The sequence below is a fragment of the Chloroflexus islandicus genome (assembly GCF_001650695.1).
In the GTDB taxonomy this organism is placed as follows: domain Bacteria; phylum Chloroflexota; class Chloroflexia; order Chloroflexales; family Chloroflexaceae; genus Chloroflexus; species Chloroflexus islandicus.
On sequence record NZ_LWQS01000032.1, the window covers coordinates 64,978 to 81,639 of the forward strand.

Consider the following 16,662-nt stretch of genomic DNA (forward strand, 5'->3'; position numbering starts at 1 on the left):
CTTATGGTCTTCCTCACTCACAACCAACCACTACGCTTTTCCCCGATATCAACCACTGCTACGCCTCTGCTCCTTTTGCATCGTGACGCGCTCACGCAGCCATGCTAGCCACTCGTCGAGACCACCCTCGCGGCGGGCCGAGGTAGCGATGATCGGCGCGAGCGGGTTGACCGCGCGGATGTTTGCTTCGGCTTGGGCGCGATCAAACCCCACCGGCTCGGCCAGATCCATCTTGGTCAGCAGCACCGCATCAGCGGTCGCAAAGGTAGACGGATACTTCAGCGGTTTATCTTCGCCCTCGGTAGTTGACAGCAACACCACCCGCGTCGCCTCGCCGAGGTCGTAGCCTGATGGGCAGACCAAATTGCCGACATTCTCGATAAACAGGAGATCAAGCTCGTGCAAGTCCCAGCCTTCGAGGTGACGGGCCACAATATCGGCCTCAAGATGGCACATATCGCCGGTCTGAATCTGGCGCACCAAACCGCCGCTGCGCGCCAGCCGGCGGGCATCGTTATCGGTGGCAAGGTCGCCGACCAACGCCGCTACCCGGTACTCGGCCAGCAGTGCGCGCATCGTCGCCTCGAGCAGGCTGGTCTTGCCAGCGCCGGGGCTCGAGAGCAGATTGACCACAAACACACCGGCGGCGTGAAAGCGGCTGCGCAGCTCGGCGGCGAGTTGATCGTTCTTGCTCAATACACCTTGTCGAATTTCGATTAACCGTTTGGCTTCGTAACTCATGGCGTCTCCAATGCCACCAATTCCAATTCACGCCCGTGAACGATCTGGCCGGAGGGTTGGCCACACTGCGGGCAACGGAACAAGCGCGGGTTCGGTAAGGTTACTTCGGTGTTGCAGGTGGGGCAAAAGACCGTCACCGGCACCTCTTCGATGATCAATTCGGCATTCGCCAGCGGAGTGCCTTCGGCGGCAATCGCAAAACTGAACCGAAGCGCATCGGCGACTACACCGGCTAGCGCGCCAATCCGCAAGTGAACAACGCTAATCTCCTCGGCGCCGGCTTCGGCAGCGGCAGTGCTGGCGATATTGACAATGTTGTGCGCAATCGATAACTCGTGCATAGGGTTTGAACGTACAGGCGCAGAGTGAGCAAATGGTTTAACGCAAAGGCGCAGAGCGAGCAAAGGCGCGAAGTTTTTAACGCAAAGGCGCGAAGATCGCAGAGATTTTTTTGGGTTTTGGCTTAAGCATAGCAGTACTCTTACTCAACAAACCCTTTGCGTCTTAGCGTCTTGGCGTTTGATTCCTTAGCGTCTTGGCGTTCCTTCACTTCAACGAACTGCCGAACCGGCGGCCAAATTCGACAATCAGGCCGGCGGCGCGCTGCACATCGGGATCGCGCAAGGCGCGGAGCAGGCCAAACAGACCAACCGGCTTGGGAGATTGGCGCAGCGCCTCGCGGCTGGCGACGAAAGCGTCGCCGGCTTCGCCGACCAGTTGGACGGTATCGGGATGGAAAACGCCGGAGTCGAGCAGCGCATCGAACTCTTCGGAAGCGATAAACGGTTCGATCTTCTCGATCACGCGGATAAAGTTGGGCGCCACTGCCACGAGGCGCGGGAAGTAGGGCAAGAAGGTGATCAGTGCATCGACCAGCTTATCGGGCGTAATTGCGCTGGCAGCCATCACCGCGCGCAACTCTTCGACCGAACTACGGACATTCTCGGTCAACTCATCGCCGCGCGCCAACAGGTGATCGAGCGCGCTGACGAGGAAGGCGAGCAACTCGCTCTGGCCGAGCAACCGGTCAAGCGCCGCGAGGGTTTGCGGTTTGCTGAGGGTGACGAGCAAGCGTTGAAAGGCCGGCTGGCCGGTGAGCGTGGCGAGTTGCTCGACCGTATCGGTCAACTGCGGCAGCGTGCGCGCTAGCCGCACCAATTGGCCGGCCAATTCGCCGCTCTCCGCCGGCAGCGCCGCGCGCAGTTCTTGCACGCTGGCTGCTACATTATCAGCGATCACTTCACCGCGTTGCAACAGGCTGTCAACCGCGCCGGCGGAAAAAGCCAACAACTCGGCGTGGTCAAGCAAGCGGTGTAACGCGGCAGCCGTCTGCGGTTCGTTGAGCCGGTCGAGTAACGCGGCGGCGTTCAGCGGACGGTCGGCATACGTGGCGGCGCCATTGCTGCTCATTGCGCTCCTCATACAAGGGTGACAGTAGCGAAACCAAATTCACAAACACATTGTGGCAAGCAGAGAAACCCGAAGTGTGGCGGCTTGGCCGATGGTGATGCGTAAAACGTGATTGTTGGTACGAATTATAGCGGTCGCGAATCATTAACGTCAAGTGATAACTTCATAACCTTTGGTTATGATAGCGGTGCAAGTGTTCGGAATTATCTTGTGCAAAATGGGGATGCGTGCTACAGTGATAGCGCAAGTGACGTTGCATCAAAATGTTGGGATCGGAGCGATAGCCGGTAGGGCGGGTAGACGGCTGGCAGTTGTGCCCTTGTGTTTTGACTAAACATAACAATGATGGAGCAAATGATAACCAACCCCCAGCAGCGGCGCTGGCGGGTGAATGTACGCGGGATTGTGCAGGGGGTCGGCTTCCGGCCCTTTGTGTTTGGCTTGGCGGAACGTTGGGGGCTGGCCGGGTTTGTGCGTAATGATAGCGCCGGGGTGACGATTGAGATCGAGGGTGAGGAGCGCGCGCTGCACGAGTTTGTGACGGCATTGCAACGCGAAGCGCCGCCGTTGGCCCGCATCGAGCAGGTGAGTATCGAGCCGTTGGCGTTAGCAGGCGAGCGCGCGTTTGTAATTGCAGCTAGCCAAGCGCAGGCCCAGCGCCGCACCCTGATCGCACCCGATACCGCCACCTGCGCCGATTGCCTGCGTGAGATCACTGATCCCGCCGACCGGCGCTACCGTTACGCCTTCACCAACTGCACCAACTGCGGCCCCCGCTTTACGATTGTGCTCGATGTGCCCTACGACCGCGCCAATACCACGATGCGCAGCTTTCCGCTCTGCGAACAGTGCCGGGCCGAGTACGACGATCCGCGCGATCGCCGGTTTCATGCCCAGCCAACCGCGTGCCCGGCGTGTGGGCCGCAGGTGCGGTTTGCGCGGGGAGTAGGGAGTGGGGAGATAGGGAGTGAGACGAGTGATCGTCTTGATCCGTTGGTAGCAGCGGCGACGGCTTTGGCCCAAGGTCAAATCGTAGCGATCAAGGGGTTGGGTGGCTACCATCTGGCGTGCGCCGCCGATGACGAAGCGGCGGTGAGCCGGTTGCGCCAGCGCAAGCAGCGCGAGGCGCGGCCATTGGCGTTGATGGCCCGTAATGAGGCAGCGGCTGCGCAATTGTGTATCATCGATCCGGCAGCGCATGCGTTGCTGACCAGTCCGGCCCGTCCGATCGTGCTGATGCCGCGCCGGCCTGCCGCGCCGGTGGCGCCATCGGTTGCGCCGGGGATGCAGACGCTGGGAGTGATGTTGCCGTACACGCCGTTGCACCATCTGCTGCTGGCCGAGTATGCGGCGGCGGTTGGGCCAGCGCGGGTGGCGGCCATCGTACTGACCAGCGGTAATCTGAGCGATGAACCAATTGCGTACGAGGATGATGACGCGGCCCAGCGCTTGGAGCCGATTGCCGATGCTTTCGTAACCCACAACCGGCCGATTCACATGCGCTGTGACGATAGCGTGGCGCGGGTGGCCGCCGGCGGGCCGCTGCTCATTCGCCGCTCGCGCGGGTATGCACCGGCGCCGATCACGCTCGCGCGCGAACTGCCCGGCCCGATCCTCGCCTGTGGCGGTCATCTCAAGAACACCTTCGCGCTCGCCCGCGGGCGCGAGGTCTTTCTGAGCCATCACATCGGCGATCTTGAGAATCTGCCCACCCTGCGCTCATTCCACGAGGGGATTGCCCATTTTGAGCGGTTGTTTGACATCACGCCGGAGGTAGTGGCGTACGATCTCCACCCCGGCTATCTCGCCACCCAAGCAGCGCTGGCGATGCCGATCGAGCGCAAAATCGGCGTGCAGCACCACCATGCCCATATCGCGGCGGTGCTGGCCGAATACGGCCACACCGGGCCGGTGATCGGGATTGCCGCCGATGGTAGCGGCTATGGGCCGGACGGCACGGTGTGGGGTGGTGAGGTGCTGGTAGCGACCTGCGCTGCCTACGAACGGGTGGGCCATCTGGGGTGGCTGGTCTTGCCCGGCGGTGAACAGGCGGTGCGCCAGCCGTGGCGGGTGGCGGCAGCGGCGCTGGCCCAGCTCTACGGCCCCGATTTCTGGCGGCTGGCGCTGCCGTTTACCCACCAGCTCGATCAGGCGGCTTGGCAGGTGCTGGCCCGTATGATCGAACGGAACCTCAATAGTCCGCGCACCTCAAGCCTTGGCCGGCTGTTCGATGCCGCCGCTGCGCTGGCCGGGATGGGCCAGATTGCCCGCTACGAAGGCGAATTGGCCATTCTCTTCGAGCAGATCGCCGATCCGTGGCAACCACCCTACCCGATGCCGCTGCGCGAGCCGGCCATTGCCGGCGGGCCGTTCACGCTCGACGGGTTGGCGTTGCTGGCGGCGCTGGTCGCTGATCTGCGGGCCGGGATTGCACCGGCAGCGATTGCAGGCCGGGTGCATCACGGCGTGGCGCAGGCGCTCGTGGCGGCGTGCCGGCGGGTGCGCGACGAGCGCGGTCTTACGACCGTCGCTCTCAGCGGCGGCGTGTTTCAAAATGTCTTGCTGCTCGAGACGCTGGCCAGTGCGTTGCAAGCCGATGGCTTCACGGTGCTGATCCCGCGCCTTGCCCCGCCGAACGATGGCGGGTTGGCGTTGGGGCAGGTGGCGGTGGCTGGGGCGATTTGTAGTATGGAATAGCCACAAAAAGACACAAACAACACAAATGGGGTGAGGATTAAGCATTTGAGTTGCCTTCTTTCCTCTGCGACTCTGCGGTCAACCACACCGCCGTGCGCTACAATACTGGCATCTCGCTGAAAGGAGCACGCCGATGCCTGTGACCCTCGCTGAAGTGCAGCAACTAGCCGAACAGCTCACTCCCGCCGAACAGGCCCAGCTCATTGCGCATCTGGCCCGGCGGTTAGCTGAGACGACGCTCATTGAGTTTCCACCCATTCCCGGTTATTCAACGGAAGACGTGCGATCATTGGCTCGCGAGGCGCTAGCCGTGAAATTGTACGCGCAAGGGTCAGTGAGCGCCGGTTGGGCAGCTCAAACGCTTGGTATCTCGCGCCGGGCATTCCTCGATCTCTTAGGTGCGTATCGTGTACCTGAATTTGACGATCAGATTGACGTAGCCGCCGAGGCCCGGCATGAATGATGCGCCGGTCGTTTGCAATACCAGCCCGTTGATTAAGCTGGCCGGTGTAGGTTTGTTGCATTTGTTGCCGCAACTCTACGGTACCATTTTGGTACCTGAACAGGTGCTTCACGAGTATACAGCCGGTATTGAGCCGGATAGTCCAGATCTTCAGGCTTTCCCATGGCTTGTAACCAAACACGTCGCGATTACCCCGTCGTTGCAAACATTGGCAGGTTTGGGATTAGGCGAAGCTGCTGCGATAAGTTTGGCACTTGCCCAGCGTGCGCGTCTGATTCTGCTTGACGATAAACGTGCCCGGCGGATCGCCGTTCAGCAGGGATTGGTCGTTGTTGGAACACTTGGCGTACTGGTGCGCGCTCGTTGGCAAGGTCAGCTTGCTGCGGTACGCCCGGTGTTAGATCTGATGATCGCGCAAGGCCGCTATATCAGTCCGGCCCTGCGCGCACAGGTCTTGCAGGCTGCCGGTGAGAGCGACGTCGATCAGTAATTGCTCGCGTACAGTACCGGTAACTATATCATGCATCGCCCTTCATCCGACAAAAACATCATGCGCATCGCCATTACTCCCTCAGCGCAGATCACGCACCACCTGCAGGTTGAGCAGATTACCAAACGCTTCTACGCTGAATGCAAGCAGCACCACGACGCCTTGCAGGCCCTTGTGCGCGGCATTCCCGCCGAAAGCGACCGGCGCTGGTATGCCTCGGTGATGTTGAATCGCTTGCTGTTTATCGCTTTTCTGCAAGCGAAAGGCTGTTTGAACCAGAACCGCGATTATCTGCGCGAGCGGCTGGCGTGGAGTAAGGAGCATCTGGGGCCGGATCGCTACTATCGCGACGTGTTACGTCCGCTCTTGTTCGAGGGCTTTGCTCGCCCGCCGGCCCAGCGCACTCCGGAAGTTCACCAGCGGCTGGGTACGATCCCTTATCTCAATGGCAGCTTGTTTGCGCCGCATCCGCTGGAAGAGCAGTATGGCGCTGCGCTGGATATTCCCGACAGTGCGTTTGAGCGGTTGTTTGTGTTTTTCAGCAGTTGGCGGTGGCATCTGAGCGAGCGGCCCGGCACGAGCGACCGCGCGATCGACCCCGATGTGTTGGGGTATATCTTTGAGCAGTACATTAATCAAAAGCAGATGGGGGCCTACTATACCTGCGCTGACATCACCGGCTACATCTGCCGCGCGACCATCATCCCAGCGCTGTTCGACAAAGCTGGTCTCTCGCTCGCACCGCTCCGGTTGGCGCAGACGATCACAACCTACCTCTACCCGGCGCTGAAACAGGCCGAGCCGTTGCCAACCGAAACTGCCCGCGAGCAGGCGCAGCGGCGCGCGCAGGTGGCGGCGATTGAAGCCGCGGCGGCGGCGGGCCAGATCGCGACGATCAACGACGCGGTGACGGCGAATCTCGACCTTGAAGCGTTGCTGCTCGACCTCATCCGGCTGCTCGATGCGCCCAAGGTGTACGCGCTCTACACCGCGTTAGCCGGCGATCCGGCACAGGGCCGGTTGCCGCTCAGCGTGCTCGACCCGACCGCCGGTTCCGGCGCGTTTCTGTTAGCGGCGCTGCGGGTGCTCAAGCCGATCTATGCCGCCGTGCTCGACCGGATGGACGAACTGGTTGAGGTGAAGCAGACGGCGGGCTTGCCGTTGCGCACAGTGGTAGCGGAAGCGGATGGGCATGCGAACCGGGACTACTTCATCACCAAGAGCATCGTTGTGCGCAACCTCTACGGCGTTGATCTGATGGCTGAAGCGATTGAAATCTGCAAGTGGCGGCTGTTGCTCCGCATGGTGGCTGACCTTGACGATGCGAACCAGATCGAACCGTTGCCGGATATCGATTGCAACCTGCGGGCCGGCAATGCGCTGGTGGGGTATGCGCAGCCGGAGGAGATTGGCTCGGCTGCGCCTGAGCTGCTGAACGAGCTACAGGCCGTGCAGCGCGAGGTGGCGGCGTATCGCGACGCGCAGCTTCGCTTTAACCTCGATCCGGCGGATGGGAGTGCCACGCGCCGGCGCCTGCGCGAACGGCTCGACCAACTCAATGCCCAGCTCGACCACAGCTTGGAACAGACGGGACTGCTTTGGCGGTTGCCTGCCGGCGGCTACAACACCCAACCGCTGCACTGGTTTACCACGTTTTACGACATCCTCGCCGGCGGCGGGTTTGAGGCAATTGTGGGCAATCCGCCGTATGTCGCCTATAGCAAGGTGCGGCATGAGTATCGGGTGGCGGGGTACACCACCGAAGATGGTGGCAATCTCTATGCGTTAGTGATCGAACGCGCGTTGAGGTTGTTAGCGAAACGAGGCCGCTGTGGCATGATCGTGCCCATCGCTGCTATTTCGACGGATGGCATGCGGTCGTTACAGCGCCTCTACCGCGCCTACACCCAATGGCACAGCAACTACGCGGTGCGGCCCGGCAAACTCTTTGCCGGGGTTGATATGAACCTGACGATAACCCTGCTCACGTCTCCTGAAACCGAACCAACCGTCTACACCACGTCCTACTACCGCTGGTTGAGCGGCGCGCATAGCGACCGGCCCTTCTTGTTTGAAAAGCTGGCGTATTGCCGGTGGGACGGCATCGCGGGCCATGCAAATCCGTTGCCAAAGATAGGCTCGCAGATCGAGGTAGATATTCTGACCAAAATGCATGCGCACCAGCGCAAACTGAAAGATTTCGTGGTGGAAGATGGCGTAACAGTCTATTATCATTCCGGCGGGAGATACTGGCGCAAAGCGTTGTTGGAAAAACTATCGTCCCACTACAAACCGATTGTGATACCCGCGCACCTTCGTCCGGTAGTGGTGGCGTTATTGAACAGCCAACTCTTTTATTGGTATTGGATTATCAATTCAAATTGTATGGATGTGGTCGCGCGCGAAGTGTGGGAACTGCCGGTATTTGATTTGCATCAAATTGACATAAGTATATATCGAGAACTCGAACACGCCTTACTGGCAGCGTACGCCGCACACCGCACCACCCGGCTGCGGCGCGGGACGATCATTCAGACGAGCGAGATCAATGTGGATGTAGCGCAGGCGAAGCCGATCCTCGACCGGATTGACCGCGCACTGGCGACGCATTACGGCTTCACCGATGCAGAGCTGGACTTTATCATCCATTACGACATCAAATACCGTATGGGTGGTGATAACCAGTAACGCCGCACGGCGGTGCGGCGTTACAGTTTATTCATCGTGATAGTGACAAAACTGTCATCGTATTTCTTGCTTGACCCAACATTGCCTTAACACCGATTTCACGTTTTGCGTCTATTATTAGAGACATCTGATTGTTCAACCATTGCGACGTGGTGTACCTCGCTCGTATCCTCGCCTGCCCGCCGCATGGCCGTGTCGCCGTTGAAGTGTCGCCTTCCGATAACGTAGTTCCGCCGGCAACTACGCGCCGGTGCGTTTGCCTGCGGAACAGCGCGCTGAAGCAACGAGGTGGAGGGTATGCGTTCTGCGTTTGGCGGGATTCGCCGTTGGGTAGTGTTGGTACTCGTCGTGGCGTTTGCCTTTGCGCCGCTGGGGGCCGGGTTACCGGTGGCGCGCGCGGTGAGCGCCGATCTGGTGATTAGCCAAGTGTATGGTGGTGGCGGGAATAGCGGCGCGCCGTACACGAACGATTTTGTCGAGATTTTCAATCGCGGGACAACGACGGTTTCGCTGAGCGGGTTGTCGATCCAGTATGCCAGTGCGACCGGCACCGGCAATTTTGGCAGCAACCCGGTAGTGCTCTTGAGCGGTTCGCTCGCTCCCGGCCAGTATTATCTGGTGCAATTGGCCGGCGGCGCGACTGGCGCACCGTTGCCGCCGCCTGACGCGACCGGTGCGATCAACGCCAGTGCTAGCGCCGGCAAGTTCGCCTTGGTCAATAGCACCAGCGGTCTCGCCTGTAACGGCGGTTCGACGCCGTGTACGCCGGCACAGTTGGCGCTGATTATCGATCTGGTCGGTTACGGTAATGCGAACTTCTTTGAAGGTGCGCCGGCGCCAACCCTGAGCAATACCACCGCTGCGCTGCGCAACGGCAATGGCTGTATCGAGACCGATAACAACGCGAACGATTTCAGCGCCGGGCCACCCAATCCGCGCAATACCAGCAGTCCGGCAAACCCATGCAGTGCGCCGCCACCGCCGCCGCCGATGATGGGCAATTGTCCCGATGTGCCGAATCTGAGCCTGATCAGCCAGATTCAGGGCACCACCGACATTTCGCCTTGCGCCACTGAAGAGGTGCTGATCGAAGGTGTGGTGGTGGGTGATTTTGAAGGGCCTTCGCCCAATCTGCGCGGGTTTTATGTGCAAGAAGAGGCTGCCGATTGGGACGCCGACCCGCTGACGTCAGAGGGTATCTTTGTCTTCAACGGCAACAACAATAACGTGAGCCTTGGCGATCTGGTGCGGGTGCGCGGGACAGTCAGCGAGTTTCAGGGCCAGACCCAGATCAGCGCTGCGCAGATCACGATCGTTGGCAGCGGTACGGCTGATCCGGTTGATGTGACGATGCCCTTCTCCAGCGCCGATTACCTCGAACGCTACGAGGGCATGCTGGTGCGCTTCCCGATGAAGCTGGTCGTTACCGAGCACTTCCAGCTTGGCCGGTTTGGGCAAGTCGTGATGTCGGCGGAAGATCGCCTCTACCAGCCGACCAGTCTCTATCCGCCGGGGCCGTTGGCAAATGCGTTACAGGCAGCCAACGACTTGAACCGGATTATCGTGGATGATAATTTGCAAAACCAAAACCCCGACCCGATCCTGTTTGGCCGCGGCGGCAATCCGCTCAGCGCGAGCAATACGCTGCGCGGCGGCGATAGCGTGACCGGGTTGATCGGGGTGATGACCTACACGTGGGCCGGGAATGCGGCCAGCGGCAATGCCTACCGGGTGCGCCCGGTCGGCGATCTGAGCGATCTGTGGCCGGGGGGCGGCGTGCCGGCCTTCGTGGCTGAGAATCCGCGCCCAACTGCCCCGCCGAACGTTGGCGGCAGCATCACCGTGGTTGGGATGAATCTGCTCAACTACTTCAACACCTTCAGCGGCTGCACCAACGGCCTGACTGGCGGCGCGACCGATTGCCGCGGGGCCGAGAATGCGACCGAGTTTGCCCGTCAAACCGCCAAGACAGTCGCCGCGATCGTGGCCCTTAACCCGACCGTGCTGGGTGTGATCGAGATGGAGAATGACGGCTACGGCCCGAATAGCGCCATCGCCGATCTGGTCAACCGGCTCAACGCGGCTACTGCACCGGGAACGTATGCGTTTATCGATGTGGACGCGGCGACCGGTCAGGTGGATGCGTTAGGCAACGACGCGATCAAGGTCGGCATTATCTACCAGCCGGCGCTGGTCACGCCGGTCGGCCAGACCGCGGCGCTCAACACGCCGGCGTTTATCACCGGCGGCGATAGCGCGCCGCGCAACCGGGCGGCGCTGGCGCAAGCGTTTGCCGAAAACGCCAGTGGCGGGCGGTTTGTGGTGACGGTCAACCACTTTAAGAGCAAGGGCAGCGCCTGCGATGCTCCCGATGCCGGCGATGGTCAGGGCAACTGCAACATCGTGCGTACCAATGCGGCCAATACACTAGCGGCATGGCTAGCGACCGACCCGACCGGCGTAAACGACCCGGATGTGCTGATCATCGGCGATCTCAACAGCTACGCCAAAGAAGATCCCATCCGGGCGTTGGAAGCCCAAGGCTACGAGAACTTGATCGAGCGGTTCGGCGGCCCGAACGCCTACTCGTATGTCTTCAACGGCCAGTGGGGCTACCTCGACTACGCGCTAGCCAACGCCAGTCTCGGCGCGCAGATCACGGGAGTAGCTGAATGGCACATCAACGCCGACGAGCCGACGGTGCTCGATTACAACACCAACTTCAAGTCGGCGGGCCAGATCAGCAGCCTGTACGCACCTGACTTCTACCGCACCTCGGATCACGATCCGGTAGTGGTTGGTCTCAACCTCGATGGCGCACCGCCGGTCACGGTAGCTAGCGTCAGCGGCCCGGTCAACCCGCTCTGCCCGGCTGACTGCTACGCTGGTAGTGCGACGGTGACGCTCAGCGCGAGCGATGATCGGTCGGGAGTGGTGGCGATTGCCTATCGCGTGGATGGCGGCGCCTTCCAGCCCTACACTGCGCCCTTCACCCTCAGCGGCGAGGGCAATTATACGGTTGAGTTCTTTGCCCGCGATGGCGCCGGCAACACCGAACCGGTGCAGAGCTTGATCGTGAAGGTGAGTCCCTTTCCGGCTCTACCTACCCTTGATACGTTCAACCGGGCCAACGGTCGCTTGGGAGCCAACTGGAGCGGCACGACCCAGCTTGACCAGTACCGGATCGCCGGCAATGCGGTGACGGTCGAGAAGGGCGGGTTGGCGCTGTGGCGGCCAACCGTGTTTGGGCCGGATCAAGAAGCCTTCATGCGGTTGACCGCAATCAACCCGAATGGCCAGCACCACGCGCTAGCGTTGAAGGTACGGGGGAGCGGCGGGCGGAACGGTGCGCTGCTGGTGAGCTACGACGCGGTGAACCAACAGGTGGTAGTTGAGGCGTTCGTGCCCGGCCAAGGTTTCGTGACCGTTGCCACCTATGCCGCCACCCTTGCCGCCGGCGACACTCTCGGCGCGTGGGCGCGGGCCGACGGCACGGTCGAAGTCTTCGTGCGCTGCGAGCGGATCGGCATCGCCGACACCCGGCCTGCTGCCGGCAACCGCTACGTTGGCACTGGCGGCCAGATCGGCGTCTGGTTCCACAGCACGGCTGGCGCCGGGTTTGACGACTTCGGCGGCGGCGATCTCACGCCGTAAGGTTGGCAACATGATGGAATGCGGCAGTCAACCTGCCGCATTCCCCAATGTATAGTATATGGAGTGCGGCTGTTGGACTGCCGCACTCCATAACGTAATCCAGCCGAACGTGGCGTGCAGTAGCCAAACTGCCACATTCCACAGAAGCAAACCCAACCTGCCCATCATTTCATCACAGCAACTCCACCATCTGGCGCTCAACCGCGCCGACCGTATCGGTTGGTGCAAAACGGCGTACCACGCGCCCGTTGCGATCAACCAGAAACTTCGTGAAATTCCACTTGATCTCACCATCGGGACTTAAACCCGGTTGTTGCTCTTTGAGATACGCAAAGAGCGGATGGGTGTCTGGCCCATTCACATGGATCTTGGCAAACAATGGAAACGTCACGGCATAATTGCGGGCGCAGAAGGATTTGATCGTCGCTTCATCATCCGGTTCTTGGTTGAAATCGTTGCTCGGAAAGCCGAGCACCACCAACCCGCGCTCGCGATAGCGCCGGTAGAGCGATTCGAGGTCACCGTACTGCGGCGTAAGCCCACAGTGGCTGGCAACGTTGACGATCAACAACACCTTGCCGCGATACGTGGAGAATGGTTGAAGTTCACCGTCAATAGTGTGGGCAGAAAATTCGTAGATGCTCATCGGCGTTGGTTAGAATGTTTGAAATTTCAAAAAAGTGAACCTTAGGTAGTATGATCTGATTTCATTGAATTGTCAACCCGTCATGCCAACGGGCAATGTGGTATGCTGATGGCAATAGGGTATTGCTCCCGCTGCCGGGTGAGATAGCTTCGCCGCTCGGGTCAGGGCATCGCGCTGCCCCTCCGCGGCGCGCAAGGACACGGTTTGGCTGTCATTGCGAGGGCGTGCAGCTCCTGAAGCAATCTCCTGCTGCAGCTGGCAGAATGCCTGAGCGGGTGCAACCCGTGCTCAGAGGAGCTGGCTTCGCCGCTCGGGTCAGGGCATCGCGCTGCCCCTCCGCGGCGCACAAGGACAACAGATGTACTCATATTCCGTATCATAGATGTATGACTAATATCAACGACAAACTGGCGCAAACCAATCTTGCCTCTTCCCCTGACCAACCGCCGGCGGCGCCACTGCGCTGGCTGTGGTGGCAGGGTTTGCGCCAGAACTTGATCGCCGTCCCGTTTCGGGTGCGGTTGACCCTGCTCTACACCAGCCTCTTCTCGGTTGCATTGCTGGTTATCGGCATCGGTGTCCATTTCGCCGTCGCGCAAGCGCTCTACGCTGGCGTGCAAAGCGATTTGACCTCAGCAACGCAGCAGGTGCGGGCAATTCTCAATGCCGTTGGCTTGCAAAGCATCCGGACACCGAGCGGGCAACTGCAACTCTATCTGGACCGTGATTTCATTCAACTGTTCACCAATCGCAATATCGGCGCCCAATTCTTTCGTCCTGATGGCACCTTGGTGAGTAATACCCCGAATCTCGAACCGTATATGCTGCCGTTGCCGCCAGAAGCGCTGCAATTAACCTCAACCGATACGAATGGGATCACGCTTGTCCGCGACGTCAACGGCGTGCCGGTCAAGTCATTGATTACGCCGGTTGTCTTGCGTGATGGTCAATTGCTGGGTTTCTTGCAAGTCTCCCGTCCGCTTGATGATGTGGTTGACACATTGACGCTCTTGCAACAAATTCTGCTTGGCGGCGGGATGATTGCCTTGATCGTGACCGGTCTCGGCGCAATGTATCTGTCGAAGCGGGCATTGCGCCCAATTGAGCAGATCACCTCGACCGCGCAGGGTATCGTGCGGGCCGAGGATCTTGGTCGCCGGATTCCCGAACCGGCTCAGCGCGATGAGCTGCACCAATTGACTGTGACGATCAATGAGTTGTTATCGCGGCTCGAACGGCTCTTTTCCACGCAGCAGCGGTTTGTAGCCGATGTCAGCCACGAGTTGCGCACACCGTTGACGGCAATGCAGGGCAATCTCGAAGTGCTCGATCGCGGCGCTAGCGCCGATCCGGCGTTGCTCAAAGAGGTGATCGGTGATATGCGGCGCGAAACGGCGCGCTTGATCCGGATGGTGAATGATTTGTTGCTGCTTGCCCAAAGTGAGACCCATATCGCGTTGCGCCATGAACCGGTTGAGCTGGATACGCTGTTGCTTGAGGTGTTTCGCGAGCTGCGTCCGCTGGCCGGCCAAGTACGGTTACGGATCGGCGCAGAGGATCAAATCCTAGTTTATGGCGATCGTGATCGGATTAAGCAGGCGTTGTTGAATCTAGGGGTGAATGCGCTGCAATACACACCGCCGGGTGGGTTGGTGGTGTTAGGTCTCGAACGCTACGAGCAGTTTGCCTGTCTGAGTGTGGCTGATACCGGTGTCGGCATCAGCGAAGCTGAACTTGCCCATATTTTTGACCGCTTCTACCGGGTGGATCGCTCGCGTTCGCGCCATAGCGGCGGCGCTGGGTTGGGATTGTCGATCGTGAAATGGGTGTCCGAAGCGCACGGCGGCTATGTGACAGTGGCGAGTGAAGTGGGGCGCGGCAGTACCTTCGCCATCTATTTGCCGTTGCCCGAACCGGCTGTTTCAGCGGGTGCAGAATAGAGTACAATAGCGGCATGCGCACGCTTACGATCAGCGACGAAATCGTCCCAGCCGTCTACAGTCTGAATATCAAACAACGCTTTGCCGATGTCCGATTAGTGCTGGCCTGCGGTGATCTGCCGATCTATTACCTTGAGTTTGTAGTGACCATGCTTGGCCAGCCCTGTTTCTATGTTTGGGGCAACCACGATTCGCCAGAAGTGCAAGCCGATGGGCAAGTGGTCAGCTATGCTCGTGGCGCGGTCTGTGTCGAAGATCGGGTGGTATGCCATCACGGTCTCTTAATCGGTGGTTTAGGCGGTTCGATCCGCTACAAGCCCGATGGCCATCACCAGTACACCGAGACGCAGATGCTGCTGCGGGTGTGGCGGATGGCGCCGCGCCTGTTGCTCAACCGGCTGCGCTATGGCCGGTATCTTGATGTGTTGTTGACCCATGCACCGCCGCTCGGCATTCACAACGGCCCCGATTACCCCCATCGCGGCTTTCGCGCTCTGCTATTGATGATGCAGTGGTTTCGCCCGCGCTATCTCATCCACGGCCATATCCATCTCTCGTATGGCTTTGGCCATACTACCGAGACGCAGGTGGGTGATACGCTCGTTATCAACACCGCCGGCTATCGAGTGCTGGATCTGGTGGTGTGAGATGGTCATTGGCTAGGTACTTGAGGTTTAACGTCACTGCTTTAGGCGCAGTGCATAGCGTCGTGATGCTGCACACGCACAGCAAGCTCTTCCCCTCGTCGACAACGGTGCTCCATAGGCTGTGAGACCGCTTGAGCGTCTTGTTGTGGCTATCTCACAACTTTTCGATATAGTTCTTTGTGCAACTTTTTACGTTGCAATCGCGTCTGAGTCATGGTACGCTACCCGCGACAACGGCCGCCGGCGTCGCCGGTCGCTTGCCGAGCGCGGTGTGTGCGCTGACCATCACTATGATGAGGCCGAAAGGAGTGGCCGATGTCAGCCATTCAAGCAATCGTCCATGATGAATTTACCCGCATTCGCCGCGACCAGATGCTGCGCGAGCTGCTGGCGCTGATTACGCGCCGCCCCAACGAATTGTTGCCGTTCGATGAGGTGCGGGCGCGGCTGAATGTGCGCGGGCAACATTACCTTGGCCATCAGACGGTTCCGCTCGATAAGATCATCGGCAGCGAGGGCCGTTACAGCGATTTCGACCGCCAGTTTGCGCCGCGGCATAACGCCAATCGCTTTCGCTGGATGAGCATCGATCGCGCCCATCACGAAGGCACGCCTTTGCCTTCAGTTGAGTTGTACAAACTGGGTGATATCTATTTTGTCAAAGACGGCCATCATCGTATTTCGGTCGCTCGCTTTCAAGGCCAGCGCGAGATTGACGCGATTGTGACCGAGTTGGTGGTTGATGTGCCGCTCGATACCAATCTCAGCGTGCGCGATCTGCTCTTGAAAGAGGAGTATAGCGACTTTCTCGAGTGGACTGGCCTTGCCGATCTGCGTCCCGATCAGCGAATCGAGTTTAGCGAACCCGGCGGCTATCTCGATCTGGTACGGCATATCAATGCCCATCGCTACTATCTGGGCCAAGAGTTGGGCCGGCCAGTGTCACGCGAGGAGGCGGTAGCGAGCTGGTACGATAATGTGTATATGCCGGTGATCGAGGTCATCCGGTCTCAAAATGCGCTGCGCTACTTCCCCGGACGCACCGAGGCCGACCTCTACCGCTGGATCATGGATCATCGCTGGTATCTGCGTGAACGCAACGGCGGCGCCGATCCCGGGCCGCTCGTGGCGGCGTCGGATTATGTGCGGCTCTTTGGCCGGCGCAGCTTGGCGGCGATTACCGATTGGCTGCTTGGCGCGTTGCGTGGCAAGCAAGCCGGCGCCGTCTAAGCGATCAACCACGCTCCGCCACGGTTGCGCCGTTCCCGATCTGAAGCTATAATACG

Annotated in this window: 12 protein-coding genes; 8 read left to right on the forward strand and 4 right to left on the reverse strand. The window is 60.0% G+C overall.

Annotation, left to right across the window (positions count from 1 at the left end):
• Positions 1-48: 48 nt before the first annotated feature.
• The 3 genes from hypB to A6A03_RS02085 form a co-directional block, all read right to left on the reverse strand.
• On the reverse strand, positions 49-741 hold the full coding sequence (gene hypB, locus A6A03_RS02075; RefSeq protein ID WP_066783092.1) for a hydrogenase nickel incorporation protein HypB: 693 nt from the start codon (positions 739-741) through the stop codon (positions 49-51).
• Entirely contained in the window at positions 738-1,082 is a 345-nt protein-coding gene (hypA, locus tag A6A03_RS02080; RefSeq protein ID WP_066783094.1) for a hydrogenase maturation nickel metallochaperone HypA, read from the reverse strand. Before hypA ends, hypB begins: the two co-directional genes overlap by 4 nt.
• A gap of 205 nt (positions 1,083-1,287) precedes the next feature.
• Positions 1,288-2,151, reverse strand: a complete 864-nt coding sequence (locus A6A03_RS02085; RefSeq protein WP_066783096.1) for a helical membrane plugin domain-containing protein — start codon at positions 2,149-2,151, stop codon at positions 1,288-1,290.
• A gap of 354 nt (positions 2,152-2,505) precedes the next feature.
• Between A6A03_RS02085 and hypF the strand changes: the two genes are divergently transcribed.
• The 5 genes from hypF to A6A03_RS02110 all read left to right on the forward strand — a co-directional run bounded on the left by hypF (position 2,506) and on the right by A6A03_RS02110 (position 12,143).
• Positions 2,506-4,848 carry a carbamoyltransferase HypF gene (hypF, locus tag A6A03_RS02090; RefSeq protein WP_245668762.1) on the forward strand — a complete coding sequence of 781 codons (2,343 nt, stop codon included), beginning with the start codon at positions 2,506-2,508 and terminating at the stop codon, positions 4,846-4,848.
• A gap of 133 nt (positions 4,849-4,981) precedes the next feature.
• Complete coding sequence (locus tag A6A03_RS02095) at positions 4,982-5,311, forward strand: UPF0175 family protein (protein ID WP_066783099.1); 330 nt, start codon at positions 4,982-4,984, stop codon at positions 5,309-5,311.
• Positions 5,304-5,801, forward strand: a complete 498-nt coding sequence (locus A6A03_RS02100; protein ID WP_066783101.1) for a PIN domain-containing protein — start codon at positions 5,304-5,306, stop codon at positions 5,799-5,801. Before A6A03_RS02095 ends, A6A03_RS02100 begins: the two co-directional genes overlap by 8 nt.
• 60 nt (positions 5,802-5,861) lie before the next feature.
• Positions 5,862-8,489, forward strand: coding sequence for an Eco57I restriction-modification methylase domain-containing protein (locus tag A6A03_RS02105; RefSeq protein WP_066783102.1), 2,628 nt, complete (start codon positions 5,862-5,864; stop codon positions 8,487-8,489).
• Positions 8,490-8,786: 297 nt separating this feature from the next.
• The gene (locus A6A03_RS02110; protein ID WP_066783104.1) at positions 8,787-12,143 is read left to right on the forward strand and encodes an ExeM/NucH family extracellular endonuclease; all 3,357 of its coding nucleotides are present in this window, start codon (positions 8,787-8,789) and stop codon (positions 12,141-12,143) included.
• A 172-nt stretch (positions 12,144-12,315) separates the two neighbouring features.
• Here the strand turns inward: A6A03_RS02110 and A6A03_RS02115 are convergent, their stop codons facing one another.
• Positions 12,316-12,789 carry a glutathione peroxidase gene (locus tag A6A03_RS02115; RefSeq protein ID WP_066783106.1) on the reverse strand — a complete coding sequence of 158 codons (474 nt, stop codon included), beginning with the start codon at positions 12,787-12,789 and terminating at the stop codon, positions 12,316-12,318.
• A 386-nt stretch (positions 12,790-13,175) separates the two neighbouring features.
• On the opposite strand from A6A03_RS02115, the gene A6A03_RS02120 reads away from it, so the two are divergent.
• The 3 genes from A6A03_RS02120 (at position 13,176) to A6A03_RS02130 (ending at position 16,606) form a co-directional block, all read left to right on the forward strand.
• A complete protein-coding gene (locus A6A03_RS02120) occupies positions 13,176-14,729 on the forward strand; it encodes a sensor histidine kinase (protein ID WP_082908896.1) in 1,554 nt (517 codons plus the stop codon).
• A 14-nt stretch (positions 14,730-14,743) separates the two neighbouring features.
• On the forward strand, positions 14,744-15,376 hold the full coding sequence (locus A6A03_RS02125) for a metallophosphoesterase (RefSeq protein ID WP_066783108.1): 633 nt from the start codon (positions 14,744-14,746) through the stop codon (positions 15,374-15,376).
• 315 nt (positions 15,377-15,691) lie between these two features.
• Positions 15,692-16,606: a DUF4032 domain-containing protein gene (locus A6A03_RS02130; protein WP_066783111.1), complete on the forward strand. Its 915-nt coding sequence runs from the start codon at positions 15,692-15,694 to the stop codon at positions 16,604-16,606.
• Positions 16,607-16,662 lie beyond the last annotated feature (56 nt).

Bases quoted from the DNA above. Each gene is read 5' to 3' on its own strand.
- A6A03_RS02120 (WP_082908896.1), top strand. From the start codon at position 13,176: ATGACTAATATCAACGACAAACTGGCGCAAACCAATCTTGCCTCTTCC.
- A6A03_RS02095 (WP_066783099.1), top strand. From the start codon at position 4,982: ATGCCTGTGACCCTCGCTGAAGTGCAGCAACTAGCCGAACAGCTCACT.
- A6A03_RS02100 (WP_066783101.1), top strand. From the start codon at position 5,304: ATGAATGATGCGCCGGTCGTTTGCAATACCAGCCCGTTGATTAAGCTG.
- A6A03_RS02130 (WP_066783111.1), top strand. From the start codon at position 15,692: ATGTCAGCCATTCAAGCAATCGTCCATGATGAATTTACCCGCATTCGC.
- A6A03_RS02115 (WP_066783106.1), bottom strand. From the start codon at position 12,789: ATGAGCATCTACGAATTTTCTGCCCACACTATTGACGGTGAACTTCAA.
- hypA (WP_066783094.1), bottom strand. From the start codon at position 1,082: ATGCACGAGTTATCGATTGCGCACAACATTGTCAATATCGCCAGCACT.
- hypF (WP_245668762.1), top strand. From the start codon at position 2,506: ATGATAACCAACCCCCAGCAGCGGCGCTGGCGGGTGAATGTACGCGGG.
- A6A03_RS02105 (WP_066783102.1), top strand. From the start codon at position 5,862: ATGCGCATCGCCATTACTCCCTCAGCGCAGATCACGCACCACCTGCAG.
- hypB (WP_066783092.1), bottom strand. From the start codon at position 741: ATGAGTTACGAAGCCAAACGGTTAATCGAAATTCGACAAGGTGTATTG.
- A6A03_RS02085 (WP_066783096.1), bottom strand. From the start codon at position 2,151: ATGAGCAGCAATGGCGCCGCCACGTATGCCGACCGTCCGCTGAACGCC.
- A6A03_RS02125 (WP_066783108.1), top strand. From the start codon at position 14,744: ATGCGCACGCTTACGATCAGCGACGAAATCGTCCCAGCCGTCTACAGT.
- A6A03_RS02110 (WP_066783104.1), top strand. From the start codon at position 8,787: ATGCGTTCTGCGTTTGGCGGGATTCGCCGTTGGGTAGTGTTGGTACTC.